This window comes from Schwartzia sp. (in: firmicutes), from assembly GCF_978017985.1.
In genome coordinates, this window is sequence record NZ_CDXDFU010000002.1 from 1 (window position 1) to 15923 (window position 15923).

General features: G+C 49.2%; 16 protein-coding genes. All 16 read right to left on the reverse strand.

The window, feature by feature from the left end; all coding sequences use genetic code 11:
* The coding region (hydE, locus tag ACY69O_RS00040; protein ID WP_462331430.1) for a [FeFe] hydrogenase H-cluster radical SAM maturase HydE at positions 1-759 on the reverse strand (759 nt) is incomplete at its 3' end.
* 10 nt (positions 760-769) lie between these two features.
* On the reverse strand, positions 770-2614 hold the full coding sequence (locus tag ACY69O_RS00045; RefSeq protein WP_462331431.1) for a diguanylate cyclase domain-containing protein: 1845 nt from the start codon (positions 2612-2614) through the stop codon (positions 770-772).
* Positions 2611-3978, reverse strand: coding sequence for a GGDEF domain-containing protein (locus ACY69O_RS00050; RefSeq protein WP_462331432.1), 1368 nt, complete (start codon positions 3976-3978; stop codon positions 2611-2613). Before ACY69O_RS00050 ends, ACY69O_RS00045 begins: the two co-directional genes overlap by 4 nt.
* 170 nt (positions 3979-4148) lie before the next feature.
* Positions 4149-4553, reverse strand: coding sequence for a hypothetical protein (locus ACY69O_RS00055; RefSeq protein WP_462331433.1), 405 nt, complete (start codon positions 4551-4553; stop codon positions 4149-4151).
* 94 nt (positions 4554-4647) lie between these two features.
* A complete protein-coding gene (locus ACY69O_RS00060) occupies positions 4648-5238 on the reverse strand; it encodes a manganese efflux pump MntP (protein WP_462331434.1) in 591 nt (196 codons plus the stop codon).
* Positions 5239-5345: 107 nt separating this feature from the next.
* A complete protein-coding gene (locus ACY69O_RS00065; RefSeq protein WP_462331435.1) occupies positions 5346-6344 on the reverse strand; it encodes a GGGtGRT protein in 999 nt (332 codons plus the stop codon).
* A 12-nt stretch (positions 6345-6356) separates the two neighbouring features.
* Complete coding sequence (locus ACY69O_RS00070; protein WP_072934339.1) at positions 6357-7049, reverse strand: iron-sulfur cluster assembly scaffold protein; 693 nt, start codon at positions 7047-7049, stop codon at positions 6357-6359.
* Positions 7050-7084: 35 nt separating this feature from the next.
* Positions 7085-8614, reverse strand: coding sequence for a 2,3-bisphosphoglycerate-independent phosphoglycerate mutase (gene gpmI, locus ACY69O_RS00075; RefSeq protein ID WP_462331436.1), 1530 nt, complete (start codon positions 8612-8614; stop codon positions 7085-7087).
* A 13-nt stretch (positions 8615-8627) separates the two neighbouring features.
* A complete protein-coding gene (tpiA, locus tag ACY69O_RS00080; protein ID WP_462331443.1) occupies positions 8628-9386 on the reverse strand; it encodes a triose-phosphate isomerase in 759 nt (252 codons plus the stop codon).
* A 9-nt stretch (positions 9387-9395) separates the two neighbouring features.
* A complete protein-coding gene (locus ACY69O_RS00085; protein WP_462331437.1) occupies positions 9396-10586 on the reverse strand; it encodes a phosphoglycerate kinase in 1191 nt (396 codons plus the stop codon).
* Between the two features lie 97 nt (positions 10587-10683).
* The gene (gap, locus tag ACY69O_RS00090) at positions 10684-11691 is read right to left on the reverse strand and encodes a type I glyceraldehyde-3-phosphate dehydrogenase (protein WP_462331438.1); all 1008 of its coding nucleotides are present in this window, start codon (positions 11689-11691) and stop codon (positions 10684-10686) included.
* Between the two features lie 208 nt (positions 11692-11899).
* On the reverse strand, positions 11900-13291 hold the full coding sequence (scfB, locus tag ACY69O_RS00095) for a thioether cross-link-forming SCIFF peptide maturase (protein WP_462331439.1): 1392 nt from the start codon (positions 13289-13291) through the stop codon (positions 11900-11902).
* 111 nt (positions 13292-13402) lie between these two features.
* Positions 13403-13540 carry a six-cysteine ranthipeptide SCIFF gene (gene scfA / locus ACY69O_RS00100; RefSeq protein WP_072934333.1) on the reverse strand — a complete coding sequence of 46 codons (138 nt, stop codon included), beginning with the start codon at positions 13538-13540 and terminating at the stop codon, positions 13403-13405.
* 115 nt (positions 13541-13655) lie between these two features.
* The gene (locus tag ACY69O_RS00105; protein ID WP_462331440.1) at positions 13656-14990 is read right to left on the reverse strand and encodes an MFS transporter; all 1335 of its coding nucleotides are present in this window, start codon (positions 14988-14990) and stop codon (positions 13656-13658) included.
* 123 nt (positions 14991-15113) lie between these two features.
* On the reverse strand, positions 15114-15584 hold the full coding sequence (locus tag ACY69O_RS00110) for a PTS sugar transporter subunit IIA (RefSeq protein WP_462331441.1): 471 nt from the start codon (positions 15582-15584) through the stop codon (positions 15114-15116).
* Positions 15584-15923, reverse strand: a 340-nt coding sequence (locus ACY69O_RS00115) for an amidohydrolase family protein (protein WP_462331442.1), incomplete at its 5' end; no start/stop codon positions are given. The genes ACY69O_RS00115 and ACY69O_RS00110, both read right to left, overlap by 1 nt.

A 15923-nucleotide genomic window follows, 5' to 3' on the forward strand; every position in this document is an offset into this window, starting at 1 on the left:
AGAAACCATGCGTCGTGTAATCCCTATATCTCCTATTGGCACGTCCCCGAGAGGTGTTTCAGGATTCGGAATCAACGGGCCGATTCCCACCATATCCGCGTCTATACTCTTGAAAAAAAGTATATCCCGTGCCAGAGACTCCACGCTCTGCCCAGGAAGTCCGATGAGGCATCCCGTTCCCACTTCATATCCGAGGTCCTTTATGTCGTTTATGCAGCGGCAGCGCTCATCGAAGGACATCCCCGGGTCAAGCCTTTCATAAAGCTCCCTGTCGGTTGTCTCTATGCGGATGAGAAATCTGTCAGCTCCCGCTTCACGAAAAGCAGCATATTCTTCACGGCTGCGTTCGCCTATTGAAAGGGTGACCGCAACACCCATAGCCTTTATCTGCTTTATTATGGGGACAAGCCGCTCCACTGTGAACCACATATCCTCCCCTGACTGAAGCACCACAGTATGATAGCCGTAGTCCACAGCTTTTTTGGCAAGAGTCAGTATTTCCTCCGGAGAAAGACGATACCGGCGGGCATTTTCATTTTCACGCCTAAGCCCGCAGTACATGCAGTTTCTGCGGCAATAGCTGGAAAACTCAATAAGTCCGCGGAGATGTACCGCATCACCTACGTACTCTTTTCTTACACGGTCAGCAGCCTCCGCCATTTCTTCCTCTGCTTCAGACGCAGAAAGAAGGAGCGTAAGCTCCTCCTCCGTTAATTCATGTGTCATTTCCGCTTTCTTTATAAGGCTATGAAGTTCCATAAGCGCTCCTTTACCATTGAACAGCCCGAAACGTATTTCCCCCGCTCTTTTTTGCCTCATAGAGTGCTTCATCAGCACGCTCCATGAGTGCATTGATTTCACGGGGCATATTGCGCCGTTCCGATGCGACTCCGATACTTACGGTCAGATAATCAGCTACAGGCGAGGTTTCGTGGGCGATATGCTGCTCTGCCAGCGAGTTCAGGATACGCTGCGCAGCCTGTTCTCCATCCTTTTTCGAAAGATTCTCAAGGAATATCGCAAATTCCTCTCCACCATACCTCATAATGCGGGCCGGCAGTCCTTTTACACTGTCCTTAAAAATCCTTGCAACCTTCTTAAGGCAGCGGTCGCCAACAGGATGCCCATAACAATCATTATACTCCTTAAAGTGATCAATATCGACCATAAGAATAGTCATCTGGTTAATATCGCTTCGTTCACCTTCATAAAGATGGCGTAAATAACGCAGATAATATTTTTTATTGTAGACCTGTGTCAGCGCATCAATATCAATGCTCCGCTCCAGAGTCATGTTTTCTTTCTGCAGCTCCGATATTTCACGGGAACGCATGGTATCAAAAAATTTGCGGCACATCTGCTCAAACCGCATGGCAAGATTAGCCGCGTCAATTGACGCAATCGCCTCATCTTCCCTGTGCGCATAGCGGCACGCCGCTTCATAATCCCCTTTCAGCTCTGCCAGATTGGCAAGACTTGCGTAAGCCTCTCTCCGGCACATAGCGCTGCAATGGGAAGATACATCCGCCAGCTTTTTGCAGGCCCTCTCTGCGCCGCCAAGCCGCCCCTGCCTAAGCAGTATAGAAGCCTGCAAAGAATAGAGCATGTAATCAAACTCTGCGACGGGGAAATCGTGACGGCCAAAATCCTCATATATAGCCAGCGCTTTTTCCAGAAGCTCATCTGCCTGCTGAAACTTATCAGTACGCACTATCAGCAGTCTGGCACGAAGATAATGCGCAACCGCGGTAAATTGTCTTCGCTCCTTTTTCCAGAGCCGGGGCAAAAATGTCTCAAGCTCCTGAATCCTGTGATTTGCCGCGGACAATCTTCCAAGATGAAAATTACAGAAAATCAGATTTACCAGTGCGCTTACATGCACGGAATCAGGAAGTCTGTTTGCATCATCCTTCAGAAGCGCGCGGTACAGCTTTGCCGCCTCCGCATATCTTTCCATTGTGAGATATGTGTCAGCAAGACGCTTCATTCCGAGAGCTTCCATGCGTGCCATGCCGTTCACCCGGCAAATCTCTATTCCCTTTGTCAAAAACTGTGCGCCCTTTATGTAATCCTTCAGGATATTTTTATACTGACGGGCTATTTCAAAATGCGCGCGGGCACTCTTTGGTGTACTGCTGCGGCTGCAGTAATGCTCTGCGCGGTGCAGATACTCCATAAGCTCATCTTTATCGCTTACAAGACTCGCAGACTTGCTTACATTTATGTAATGAAGTGCAAGCTCGTCGCGAAGATGCAGCCTTCCAAACTCACGCAATGCAGTCTCCGAATATTTACGGGTCCGTTTTGCATCTCCAAATGCATTCCAGCATTTAGACAGGCAGCAGTTTATCTTTGCCGCGAAAACAGAAAGACCGCACCGCTCTGTTTCTGCGAGAGCTTCCTCAAGGACATCCCTTCCACGCTCAAACTCTCCCAATTTACAGCGTGCAATACCTATTACGTAAAGAAGCCTTGCTCTTTGTACCGGTACCTCCGTGGCAGCGCAGGCATTTTCTGACACCCGGATACACTCCAGAATCTTATCCGGTTCCATGCATTCCTCATCATTTTCTTCCAGATAAGATACCCAGTGCTCCAGTTCAGACGTCTTCATGCCCCCGCCTCCTTTTCGCTGAAGGATACGCAGCATGCACGTCCACGCTCTTTCGCCAGATAAAGAGCCTCGTCCGCGTCACGTATCAGGGAATTAACATCTCCGGACAATCCGCAGTCACAGGATGCAACTCCAAGGCTCATGGTGAGGAACGGGTTTACAGGGTTTGCCTTATGCGGAATTGCACGGTGTCGGAGCGAATCAAGAATATCTTCTGCCGTACTTCTTGCATCTGTTTCATCCGCTCCCGGACGAAGAAGAAGGAACTCCTCTCCGCCATACCGGAAAACCTGCCACCCTTCCGCGCAGTAATCACGCAAAACCCGGCCTACACTGCTCAGGATAACATCTCCCTGAAGATGTCCATAGTGATCGTTGTATGCTTTGAAAAAATCCACATCCGCCATAATACATGCCAAAGGCATTGACTCATGATTGTTATTTTCGAAAATCTGCTCACTTGTGCGAAGCAGAGCCTTGCGGTTGCCAAGCCCTGTGAGTGCATCAAGGTCCGACTGCTCAGAAAGCCGACGGTTTTGTTTCTTAAGCGACAAAATACTTCTCTCCTGCGCATTCCCATCATACATATTCTGCAAAAAAGCCATATACGCTCTATTTCGTGCGCCTGCCAGACGATCATGCAGTCTTATAAATTCCTTATGTGCCAAAAGAGACTCCCTGAACTTATGCTGTTTTTCAAACATCTCCATCTTTTGCTTCCAGAGCCCAACGCGGAATCGCATTGGGTATATAAAGGTCTTAACATCAGGGTCGTCTAGAAGCTCAAGAACCGTATCCACACATTTCACAGCCTCTCCATACTCACCCTGAAGACATAAGTAGCGGGCTTCAATCAAAAGACACAAAATCTTGGAATTAAACATCCCCAAATGAGTAAACTTTTCAAGACATGCTTTTTTTATTTCCTCAAAAAGAATATCTGCATCTGCCCGATACGGCTCATTATAAAACAGCGACAGAAGCTTTGCGCATTTCATGAGAACTGCAATCTGTCCCGCAGCTCCTGCGCCTGTATCTTTATCCCCATACATCTCACGCAAATCTTTGAAACATCTCTTCTGCCAGTTCGGTTCATGCCCGAGGAAAAGATTTATAACTCCTATTTCGGCAAGCAAAAGCGCACTATGGCAGCATATAGTTCCATCCCATGTATCTTCAATCTGCCCGAAGAACTGCGACATGAGCTCATTTACCTGACGTATATCTCCCTGAACAACGTATATCCGTGCAAGGTCGCCGACCATACGGCGGTATTTGCGGGAGGTATAATCTGCCGTTTCATTCCTAATTGCTTCCTGCATACGATAGGTACGCCTAAACCACGCATAATAACGCCGTTGCATGTGCCTGCCTCCTTTTTTCTGAATATTTACTACTATTATAACCAAAAATCCCTATAATATCAAACTTTTTTCCTATAAAAATTTCAACCCGACTGCAACAAAAGTACAGTCGGGTTTTATTTAATTCCAACAAAAAAGGGACGGCTTTTGCCATCCCCTTAGCTCACCTTTTACGGTTGAGGCGAATACACATATTCTACAATACTCTCCATGGGCGACCCTGCCGCGTACGAAGCAACCTTCAGCGGAATCATTGAGCCCCCCTGTTTTTCTTTCGTATCATACCAGGCGTTCAGCGAAGTCAAAATCTGATACGTCCTTTTATTTCTGTCAAAATGGATGCTGTAAACAAAAAGTCGGTTCTCAGCAGCCTTTATAATCTCTACACGCGCATCTACCTCATGGTCCCCGGTAAATTTCAGGCTGTTCATATCCACATAATATCCCGTAGTCCCACGCGCGTCCACAAAGACAAAATCCGCGTCGGATAAATCCAGTGTCTCCGCAAAACATACGGAGCTAAAAAAAATCATTGCTGCGGCAAAAAACGGCACAGCACAAAACAACTTTCTCATTTTCATTCTCCCCTGCGTATCGATACTTTACGATATCGTAATTCTACTATTTATATCGTAATAGTTCAAGTTCTAAACATTTAAGGACTGCTGCTCAGCGCAAAAATATTTCCGTAACGAAAATCTCGAGCCCGATGGCTATGAGTATAATTCCTCCGAAAATCTGCGCTCTCCCCGCCAGCACAATGCCGAACCTTTTTCCGAGGCGAAGTCCCGCTATGCATATCGCAAAAGTTACCGCAGCTATTATAAGCGAGCAGATGAAAGCTGCGAATGCCGTATATTCCGCAATGGTAAAGCCAACGGAAAGAGCATCTATGGAGGTGGCAACTCCCTGCATAAAAAGCACTCCACGGCTCAGCGTTTTTACATCGTTCTCCTCGCCTTCTCCGTACATACCTTCCTTAATCATATGTATTCCTATGAGCAAAAGAAGAAACAGCGCTATCCACGGAATGTACTTTTCGCATGACTGAAAAGTCTTAGCGGCGGTATGAACGCAAACCCAGCCAATCATGGGCATTATAAACTGGAAGCCTGCAAAGGTTCCCGCGATAACGCTCATACGCCCCGCGTGCATTTTCGGGTCATTAAGACCGTTTGCAAGAGATACGGAAAAAGCGTCCATTGCAAGTCCTACACCCAGCAATACACTGTTGATGAGAAAAAAAGCATTTAATTCCACAAACAAACTCCTATATGTAAATTCGAAAATATATTACGCTTCATGCCATGAATTGTCAAGAAACTAAAAGAGAGAAGGCTTTCGCCTTCTCTCGGGATTAATTACTCTTAAGCCATTGCCAGCTCAACACTGACCGCAACAGCAACCGTTGCACCTACCATGGGGTTATTGCCCATTCCGATAAGTCCCATCATGTCAACATGCGCCGGTACTGAGGAGGAGCCTGCGAACTGCGCGTCACCGTGCATGCGTCCCATCGTATCTGTCATGCCGTAGGATGCAGGACCTGCCGCCATGTTGTCGGGATGAAGTGTACGGCCTGTGCCGCCGCCCGATGCGACGGAGAAATATTTTTTCCCGCGCTCAAAGCATTCCTTTTTGTAGCAGCCGGCAACAGGATGCTGGAAGCGTGTCGGATTTGTGGAGTTGCCGGTGATGGAAATATCCACGTCCTCATGCTCCATTACAGCTACACCCTCCTGAACGCTGTCGGCACCATAGCAGCGTATAGCGCTGCGCTCACCGTCGGAGTATTTGATTTCATCAGTGATGTTGAGCTTGCCTGTCTTGTAATCGTACTCGGTACGGACATAGGTGAATCCGTTTACGCGGGAAATAATCTGTGCCGCGTCCTTTCCGAGACCGTTAAGGATAACCTTAAGCGGAGTCTTTCTGACCTTGTTTGCTTTTTTCGCGATACCGATAGCGCCCTCTGCCGCCGCGAAGGATTCGTGCCCCGCAAGGAAAGCGAAGCATTTCGCGTCTTCTCTTAAAAGCATCGCGCCAAGGTTTCCGTGTCCGAGGCCTACCTTTCTGTGGTCCGCAACAGAGCCAGGTACGCAGAATGCCTGCAGCCCCTCTCCGATTGCTTCAGCCGCGTCTGCAGCCTTCTTGCAGCCTTTTTTAATGGCTATTGCCGCGCCGAGCGTGTATGCCCAGCACGCATTTTCAAAGCAGATAGGCTGGATTCCGCGGACTATGCCTGCAACATCAAGTCCTTTGCTCTCGCATATAGCCTTTGCGTCCTCAACCTTTTCCATTCCGTATTTTTTCAGCGTTTCATTGATGTGGTCAATGCGGCGTTCGTATCCTTCAAACAGTGCCATTCTTCTTCCCCCTCACTCTTTCCGCGGATCTACATAACGCGCCGCTTCGTCAAACCGACCGTAATTGCCCGTTGCTTTTTCAAGAGCTTCCTGTGCCGGTGTACCATCTTTTATCATTTCCATCATCTTGCCGAGGCTTACGAACTCATAACCGATGATGCGGTCCTCTTTATCGAGAGCGACACGGGTTACATAGCCTTCTGTAAGCTCCAGATAGCGGGGGCCTTTTTCGAGGGTGCTGTACATTGTGCCTATCTGGCTGCGAAGTCCCTTGCCAAGGTCATCAAGGCCTGCGCCTACAGGAAGTCCATCATCGGAAAATGCTGTCTGCGTACGTCCGTAAACAATCTGCAGGAAGAGCTCGCGCATTGCCGTGTTGATTGCGTCGCATACGAGGTCTGTGTTGAGAGCTTCAAGAATCGTTTTGCCCGTGAGAATTTCAGCTGCCATGGCCGCGGAATGAGTCATTCCCGAGCAGCCGATTGTCTCAATAAGAGCTTCCTGAATAACGCCGTTTTTGACGTTGAGGCTCAGCTTGCAGGCACCCTGCTGCGGAGCACACCAGCCAACACCATGCGTAAGACCGCTGATGTCAGAAACATCTTTGGCCTTGACCCACTGACCCTCTTCCGGAATAGGCGCCGGACCGTGGTTCACTTCTTTCGCAATGCAGGTCATTTCCTGCACCTTCTGTGAATAGTTCATTTTACTCCCTCTCTTTTTCCATAATATTCTACTTTTCAGCCGTCAATCAGGCTTTCCCCTGTCATTTCCTCCGGAATAGGAAGTCCTGCAAGAGTCAGCATAGTCGGTGCAATATCGCAAAGGCGTCCCTCGTGAAGCGTGAGCTTTTGCGTTCCGACAAGAATGAACGGCACGGGATTTGTCGTATGCTGCGTGAACGGTTCTCCGCTCACCGGGTCAACCATTTCCTCGGCGTTTCCGTGGTCGGCGGTGATGCAGAGAATTCCGCCTGCTTTTTTAATGGCTTCCTCCACACGCCCCACACAGGTATCTACTGTTTCGACAGCCTTTACTGCAGCCTCCATAACACCTGTATGTCCTACCATATCACCGTTTGCGTAGTTCAGAATAATAAAATCGTATTTTCCGGAGCCTATTGCTTCAACGACCTTGTCCGTGACTTCAATGGCGCTCATCTCCGGCTTCAGATCGTATGTAGCGACCTTCGGGGACGGCACAAGAATTCTGTCCTCTCCTTTATACGGCTCTTCCACGCCGCCATTAAAGAAGAAGGTAACATGAGCGTATTTTTCCGTCTCAGCTATGCGAAGCTGTGTCATGCCATTTTCCTCAATGATTTCTCCGAGGGTTTTCGTAAGCTTCTGCGGCGGGTATGCAATCCGCACATTAAGCCCTTCCTCGTACTGTGTCATTGTGGCGAATGACGGCTTCAAAAGGTCATCACGTTCAAAACCGTCAAAGCTCCCGTCTGTAAACGCATGTGTAAGCTCTCTTGCACGGTCGGGACGGAAATTAAAGAAAATTACGCTATCCTCGGGGAACATTCCTTCATAATCTCCGATAACCGACGGAACAACAAATTCATCGGTCACATTGTTATCGTACGAATTCTGCACTGCTTCCCCTGCGGTTTCCGCAGGTACGCCGTCCGCGTGGGCAATGGCTTCGTATGCTTTTGAAACGCGCTCCCAGCGCTTATCGCGGTCCATTGCGTAAAAGCGGCCCGAAACCGTAGCAATCTGTCCTGCTCCTATTTCCTTTATTTTTTCCTCAAGCTCCTGTATAAACCCTCCGGCGCTTGAGGGAGCCACGTCGCGACCGTCAAGGAAAGCATGGACGAATACCTTTTTAATCCCTTTTCTCTTTGCAAGCTCAAGCAGCGCATAAAGATGACTGCTATGGCTGTGAACACCGCCCGGCGACACAAGTCCGAAAAGGTGCAGTGCGCCGTCTTTTTTCACCGCATCATCTATCACGGCATGAAATGCTTCATTTTCAAAGAAAGAGCCATCACGGATTGCCCTTGTAATTCGCGTAAGCTCCTGATAAACCACGCGCCCTGCTCCGATATTTGTATGACCGACCTCGGAGTTTCCCATCTGACCGTCCGGGAGCCCTACAGCCTCTCCGGAGCAGCGGAGCTGCGTAATTGGGCATTCCTTTGTAAGACGGTCTATAACAGGCGTCTTTCCGAGCATGACCGCATTGTTTTTATCCTGCGGATTCCCGTTTCCCCAGCCGTCCATAATGATAAGCATCACAGGGGCTGATTTGAGTTTTGCCATAGATTCCCTCCGCTCAACGGTTAAACTTTACTATTTCGCTGAAATCCTTTGCCTTCAGCGCAGCGCCGCCAACAAGCGCGCCGTCCACATCAGGTTTTTCCATAAGCCCTTTAATCGTCTCAGGCTTCACGCTGCCTCCATAGAGAATACGCACGGAATCAGCAGTCTTTTTATCATACAGCTTTGCAATAGTCTTTCTGATATGCTCACAGACCTCCTGGGCCTGGTCGAAGGTCGCCGTCTTGCCTGTTCCGATAGCCCATATAGGCTCATAGGCAATAACAAATTTAGCAACACATTTCGGATTTCTGTCTGCAAGAGCAAGCTTTACCTGTCTTGAAACGTAGCGCTTGTAGGTGCCTTTTTCACGTGTCTCCAGCGGCTCACCCACGCATATAATCGGTGTAATGCCTGCACGGTGCGCAGCTCTGGCCCGCTTATTTACTGTCTCATCTGTCTCACCGAAATACTGACGGCGCTCCGAATGACCGATAATAGCATATTTTACGCCCAGCTCCGCAAGCATTGCGGGAGCGATTTCCCCGGTATACGCGCCGCTTTCTTCCCAATGGACGTTCTGTGCGCCTACAGCTATATTTTTGCCGTGAAGCGCCGTAGTGACCACCGCAAGCGCCGTTGCAGGCGGACAGATAACAATTTCCGTATCCTTAACACTCTTAACGAGAGGGGTAAGCCCGTTAACGAGCTTCATTCCCTCCGCAATAGTGTTGTTCATCTTCCAGTTGCCGGCAATGATTGGTTTACGCATGATGCATCCTCCTCATTTATCCGCAATAGCAGCGATACCCGGCAGCTCCTTACCCTCGAGATATTCGAGCGTTGCGCCGCCGCCCGTGGAAATGTGGCTGATTTTGTCCGAAAGACCTGTTTTCTTAAGTGCCGCGATTGAATCGCCGCCGCCAACTATGCTGACAGCCCCTGCATCGGTTGCCTCTGCAACAGCCGCAGCTACAGCCTCTGTGCCCTTTGCGAAGGCATCAAACTCAAAGACACCCATAGGTCCGTTCCATACAATTGTCTTTGCTCCCTTGAGCGCTTCCTTATAGAGCTTCATTGTTTCAGGACCTGCGTCAAGAGCCTGCCAACCGTCCTCTATTCCGTCAGCGGGAACGACCTTGTTCTTTGCGTCTGCCTTGAAATCATCCGCAACAACAACATCGACAGGCAAAACCATCTTAACTCCCTTTGCAGCAGCCTTTGCGAGAAGCTCCTTTGCCAAATCGTACTTATCCGGCTCAGTGAGGGATTTACCGACAGCCTTGCCCTCAGCCGCAAGGAATGTATTTGCCATTCCACCTCCGATTATGATGGAATCCACCTTTTCAATCATGTTGGAGATAACATTTATTTTATCCGAAACCTTAGCTCCTCCGAGAATCGCAACAAACGGACGCTCCGGAGCCTCAAGAGCCTTTCCGATGAACTGAAGCTCTTTTCCGATAAGGAAGCCTGCGACAGTTTCCTTATACTGAGTGATTCCCTGATTAGAAGCATGACCGCGGTGAGCGCAGCCAAATGCGTCATCTACCACGATATCCGCCAGCTTTGCGAGCTTCTTCGCAAACTCAGGATCATTTTTTTCTTCCTCCGCATGGAAACGGAGATTTTCAAGCAGGAGTACATCACCCGGATTGAGTTTTGCAGCCGCTTCCTCGGCAGGAGCACCCACGCAGTCCTCAGCGAAGGCAACCGGGCGTTTCAAAAGCTCTGAAAGACGTGCCGCAACAGGCTTCGTGGAAAGCTCCGGCTTTACCTGTCCCTTCGGACGTCCGAGATGACTTGCAAGAATTACCGCTGCCCCATGCTCCAAAAGATATTCTATGGTCGGAAGCGTTGCACGTATGCGCTTGTCATTCGTGATATTCTGATGTTCATCAAGCGGCACGTTAAAATCTGCACGGACAAATACTTTTTTGCCCTTTACATCAATGTCTTCCAGTGTTTTTTTCATGTAATCTGCCTCCTTAGATGGATTCCCGCAGGTAAAGAAAAGAGGCCCGGCCCTCGCTATGGCCGGACCTCGCAGGATCTTAGCTCAAAATATTAAATTACTTCAGACTTTCGAAATATTTGATGGTGCGAACCATCTGATTCGTGTAGCCTGCTTCGTTATCATACCATGCAACGACCTGTACCTGTGTCAGTTCGTCGTTAATCGGTGTTACCATGGTCTGCGTAGCATCGAACAGAGAGCCGTATGTGCTTCCGATGATATCCGAGGAAACGATAAGCTCTTCGTTGTAGCCGAAGGACTCGTTTGCAGCTGCTTTCATAGCCGCATTGATTTCCTCTACAGTGACCTTGCCCTTAACAACTGCCATAAGCATCGTGGAAGAACCCGTCGGGGTCGGCACACGCTGTGCAGCGCCGATGAGCTTGCCCTGAAGCTCAGGAACAACAAGTCCGATTGCCTTTGCAGCACCCGAGGAAGTCGGAACAATGTTAAGCGCAGCAGCACGAGAACGGCGGAAATCACCCTTGCGCTGGGAAGCATCGAGAGTAACCTGATCGCCGGTGTAAGCATGAATTGTAGTCATAATACCACTCTGAATCGGAGCCAGCTTATGAAGTGCCTTTGCCATAGGAGCAAGGCAGTTCGTCGTGCAGGACGCAGCGGAAATAATCGTGTCGCTTGCCTTCAGAATATCATGGTTGACATTGTAAACGACCGTCGGAAGATCATTGCCTGCCGGGGCGGAAATAACAACCTTTTTCGCGCCTGCATCGATATGCTTCTGTGCTTTTTCCTTGGACGTGTAGAAGCCCGTGCACTCGAGAACAACATCTACGTCGTGCTTGCCCCACGGAATATTCGTCGCATCGCGTTCGCCGTAGCGTGCAATCTTTTTGCCGTTGACGATGAGATGATTTTCATCTGCACCCGTCTCGTACTTGTACATGCCCTGCGTAGAATCATACTTCAGAAGATGCGCAAGGAGCTTTGGTTCGGCCGGGTCATTAACTGCGACGACCTCATACCCCGGTTCATCGAACATGTGACGGAAAGCCAAACGTCCGATACGTCCGAATCCATTGATTGCTACTTTTACTGCCATAATATTAGTTCCTCCTACGTATGTTGGTTTAAGTATTGTTTTCTTATTTATCCGAAAATAATCTCTTTCCCTATAATATAATAGAAAACAGTCCATTGTCAAATGCTTTTCCCTTAAAAACAGCGCAAGAAAGCAGGCAAAAAGTTTCGCTCTCTGCCTGCTTTCTTTACACCCATAAGGGTTCAATTCGAATGGAATTTATTTCGTTTTACGACTTGGCGTTTTCTTTTTCCAGCTTCAAAAGTGCCTGTACAAGAATCGCACATTCAAGGCGTTTTTTCTGAATCTCACAGCCCACCTCATAAGGCTGACGGATGTCGCCATGGAACAAATCCGCATTCGCGTGACAGCCACCACTGCAGTAGAATCTAGCCCAGCAGTCACGGCATTTCGGCTTGTTCAGCACATGGCTCTCGCGGAAATACTGAGGAAGGTCCTTGCTTGTGACACCCTCGTCCAGAGAACCCAGACGATATTTCTCACGTCCGACGAACTGATGGCATGGATAAAGGTCTCCGTTCTCTGCCACCGCAAAGTACTCATGCCCCGCGCCGCAGCCTGAAAGACGCTTCGCAACACACGGGCCGTTGGAAAGATCCATATTGAAATGGAAGAAGAAAAAGCCCTTTCCCTCACGGTGGCGCTTCATATACGCCTCAGTAAGACGGTCATATTCCTCGTTGATACGCGGCAAGTCTTCCTCAGTGAAGCCCAACGGGCTGTCCTTTAACACTACAGGCTCCATGGAAAGAATATCAAAGCCTGCGTCGTTCATGGAAAGCACATCTTCCGTGAAATCCATGCTGTTTTTCGTATACGTTCCGCGCAGGAAGGTATAAACGCCGCGGTAATCATAGTTTCCGCCCTTGCGGCTGTCGAGACATTTTTTAAAATTCTTCACAACGCGGTCGTAGGTTCCGTGGCCGCCCACGTCAGGGCGCATTGCGTCATGAACCTCCTTGCGTCCGTCCAGAGACAGAACCAGGGAGAAATCATTCTCGTTGAGCCATTTTATATTTTCATCATTGAGAAGCATGCCGTTGGTCGTGAGAGTAAGCTTTATCTTCTTGCCAGTTTCCTTCTCACGCTGACGGACGTACTCCGTAACAGCCTTCACCGTCTTCATATTCATTAGAGGCTCTCCGCCGAAGAAATCCATCTCGCAGTGCTTTCTCGGACCGCTCTTTTCAATGAGAAAATCAACAGCCTTTTTGCCCGTCTCCGGCGACATGACCGCGCGCTCCTGTCCGTAACTGCCTCCGTCTCCGAAGCAGTACTTGCAGCGGAGATTGCAGTCCTGCGCAATCATAAGGCAGAGGGATTTTACAATACCCGTCTGCGCAAAGGTCGGCGGAATGTCGATATCCGGCGCGAAAAGCTGCTGCATCTTCATGAGCTCATGAAGCTCCGAAAGCGCCTCCGTCAGGTCCTCCTTCGGGTACTTGCCGTCCAGAGCCTTCAAAACCTCATCATCATTCGTGCCGTCAAAGGTATCCATCATATCGTAAATCATCTTGTCAATGACATGCACCGCGCCGCTGTTTATATCCAGCAAAATGTACGTGCCATTCTGCTCAAACTTGTGAATCCTGTCCTTCATCATAATCTCCTAACGAAATATTCATGCGAATCACTAATTAGGTCAATCAGTGGTTCCTTAACACAAAAAAGGAGCGCCGCCGAAAAGCAGCACTCCTTTTCCCGACCTGTCTTACTTCTCGCAAACCTGATTTCCTACCGTGCAGGAAGTCTTGCATGCCGACTGGCAGGATGCCTGGCACTCGCCGCAGCCGCCTTTACCAACCGAAGCCTGAAGCGTCGGCTTGTTGACCGTCTTAATGTGTTTCATGTTCTTACCTCCCTTTTCTGAGATAGAATCTACCTTATTTTACCCTTTTTCGGCAGCATGCGCAAGTTTGCCCGCCTGCCGCCTGTTTTATCCCAGTTTATAAGTACCAAACAGTTTACTCACCGCTGATAGCCTCCAGCGATTTCTGACGGCTTTCAATACCGAGGCCGAGGACGACTGCAGATACGAGAACGAACACTGTCGCGAAAACTGCGAATACAGGACCCATGCCTACACCTGCCGCAAGCATTGAGCCTACAAAAGCAGGTGCAATCATGCCGCCAATACGTCCGAAGCCTGCCGCCCAGCCGCTTCCAAGCGCACGTATTTTTGTCGGATACTGCTCAGGCGTGTAAGTATATATTACACCCCATGCACCAAGATTAAAGAAGGACATCAGCGCCCCCCAGACGAGGAGTGTCTGTGCAGAATCCGCGTGCCCGAAGAAGTAGCTGCAAACGCCTGACATCAGGAGGAACAGTGAAAGCGTGTATCTGCGTCCTATTACATCAACAAGCCATGCTGCAGCGTAATAGCCCGGAAGCTGCGCAATCGTCATGATAAGCACATATTCGAAGGATTTTACGATAGCAAAGCCCTGTTGAAAAACAAGGCTCGGCAGCCACATAAATATTCCGTAATAGCTGAACACAATACCGAACCATGCTAGCCAGAGCATGATTGTACGCACGCGGTACTGTGAACTCCAAAGCGATGAAAAGGACGGGGTCTCCTTCGTTTCCGTACCAAGCTCCACTGCAGTGAGTTCTCCGTCAAAGGGCTTTACTTCAACTCCGAGTTTTGTCTCAAGGGATACTACGATTTCCTTCGCCTCTTCAATGCGTCCCTTTGTCAAAAGATAGCGGACCGACTCAGGCATGCGAAGACGGATCAGGAATACATACAATGCAGGAATTGTCCCAATCCAGAATGCCATCTGCCAGCCGAATTTCGGAATCAAAAGAAATGCGATGCACGCCGCACAGAGCCAGCCCACACCCCAAAAGCTCTCAAGCAGCACAATGAAACGGCCTCGCAGCTTGGCAGGTGCATATTCGGACATCAGTGTTGCCGCCACAGGAAGCTCGCCGCCCAGACCAAAGCCAACGATAAATCTGAATACCAGCAGCGATTCATAGTTCCATGCAAGTGCACACATGCCTGTTGCAAGGCTGTACATCAGTACTGTGATAGTAAATACCTTCCTGCGTCCGATACTGTCTGCAAAGGTTCCTGCAAGAATCGCACCCAGCGCCATACCGATCAGACCGATACTTCCTATCCACCCCATCTGTCCAGGTGTCAGGCTCCACTCCTTCGCCAGCATCGGCAGAACGAAGGCAATAAGCCCTGTATCCATTGAATCAAACAGCCACCCAAGCCCCGTAACAGCCAAAAGCTCATAATGAAACCGTCCTGTAGGAAGGTTTTCCAATCGTTCCAAAATCATACCTGTCTCTCCTTTACATTTTCTCCTGTCTTGACAGTTGTATATTTTACTGCAAGTCATTGTAAAATGCAAAAAAATTACCGGCAGATATCGAAAAATATCCGCCGGTGTCAAATGTCTTTTTTATTTCAGCGTCAGCACCATGGTTTCATTCATATCGCTGAGGTTCTTTTCAATTTCCTTTACAGAGTCATTCTGATTAGTGACGACAAGCATTGTCAGGCAATTTTTCCCTGCCTCGGTCAGCAGGTCACGGTCAAATTTTATAAGCGGCTGCCCCTGCTCGACCTTATCCCCGGCTTTTACAAGTGCTGTAAAGCCTTTTCCGTGCAGAGATACCGTATCAATTCCTATATGAAGAAGCATCTCAACTCCGTCTTTCTCCAACGCGACAGCATGCATTGTGTCAGGGACAAGTCTTATCTTAGCATCGCATGGAGCGCAGATTGTATCGGCACCCTCCGCGGGGTCGACAGCAAACCCGTCTCCCATCATTTTTTCCGAAAAAACAGGGTCATCAACCTGTGTAATATCCATAAGAGCACCGTCTGCCGGTGACGAAATCACAAGAGTTTTCTTTCCAAAGCCAAACATCAATGTTCTCCTTTTCCATCTGACTGGTATACAAGTTTTCCGCCGACTATCGTAGCCTGCACGCGAACCGCGCCATCAAACACAGTAATGTCCGCGCGTTTTCCGGGCGTCAGCGAACCCATCTGATTATACACGCCAAGTCCCTGTGCAGGAACCTTTGTTGCGTAAGAAACCGTCATGGCAATTCCCGCTCCAGTGTTAGCTGCGAAATTCGCAACAGCACGGTCGAGGGTCAGTACGCTTCCTGCAATAGTGCCATCCTCAAGAGTTGCCACCTGCCCCGAAACACGTACAACCTGTCCGCCAAGCTCCGATTCTCCGTCACCCAGTCCGCAGGCG

Coding starts and splice junctions, on each gene's coding strand:
- gpmI (WP_462331436.1), bottom strand. CDS start 8,614: ATGGCAAAACTCAAATCAGCCCCTGTGATGCTTATCATTATGGACGGC.
- ACY69O_RS00110 (WP_462331441.1), bottom strand. CDS start 15,584: ATGTTTGGCTTTGGAAAGAAAACTCTTGTGATTTCGTCACCGGCAGAC.
- ACY69O_RS00055 (WP_462331433.1), bottom strand. CDS start 4,553: ATGAGAAAGTTGTTTTGTGCTGTGCCGTTTTTTGCCGCAGCAATGATT.
- scfA (WP_072934333.1), bottom strand. CDS start 13,540: ATGAAACACATTAAGACGGTCAACAAGCCGACGCTTCAGGCTTCGGTT.
- ACY69O_RS00065 (WP_462331435.1), bottom strand. CDS start 6,344: ATGGCACTGTTTGAAGGATACGAACGCCGCATTGACCACATCAATGAA.
- ACY69O_RS00050 (WP_462331432.1), bottom strand. CDS start 3,978: ATGCAACGGCGTTATTATGCGTGGTTTAGGCGTACCTATCGTATGCAG.
- gap (WP_462331438.1), bottom strand. CDS start 11,691: ATGGCAGTAAAAGTAGCAATCAATGGATTCGGACGTATCGGACGTTTG.
- ACY69O_RS00105 (WP_462331440.1), bottom strand. CDS start 14,990: ATGATTTTGGAACGATTGGAAAACCTTCCTACAGGACGGTTTCATTAT.
- ACY69O_RS00085 (WP_462331437.1), bottom strand. CDS start 10,586: ATGAAAAAAACACTGGAAGACATTGATGTAAAGGGCAAAAAAGTATTT.
- ACY69O_RS00045 (WP_462331431.1), bottom strand. CDS start 2,614: ATGAAGACGTCTGAACTGGAGCACTGGGTATCTTATCTGGAAGAAAAT.
- scfB (WP_462331439.1), bottom strand. CDS start 13,291: ATGAAGGACAGGATTCACAAGTTTGAGCAGAATGGCACGTACATTTTG.
- ACY69O_RS00070 (WP_072934339.1), bottom strand. CDS start 7,049: ATGAACTATTCACAGAAGGTGCAGGAAATGACCTGCATTGCGAAAGAA.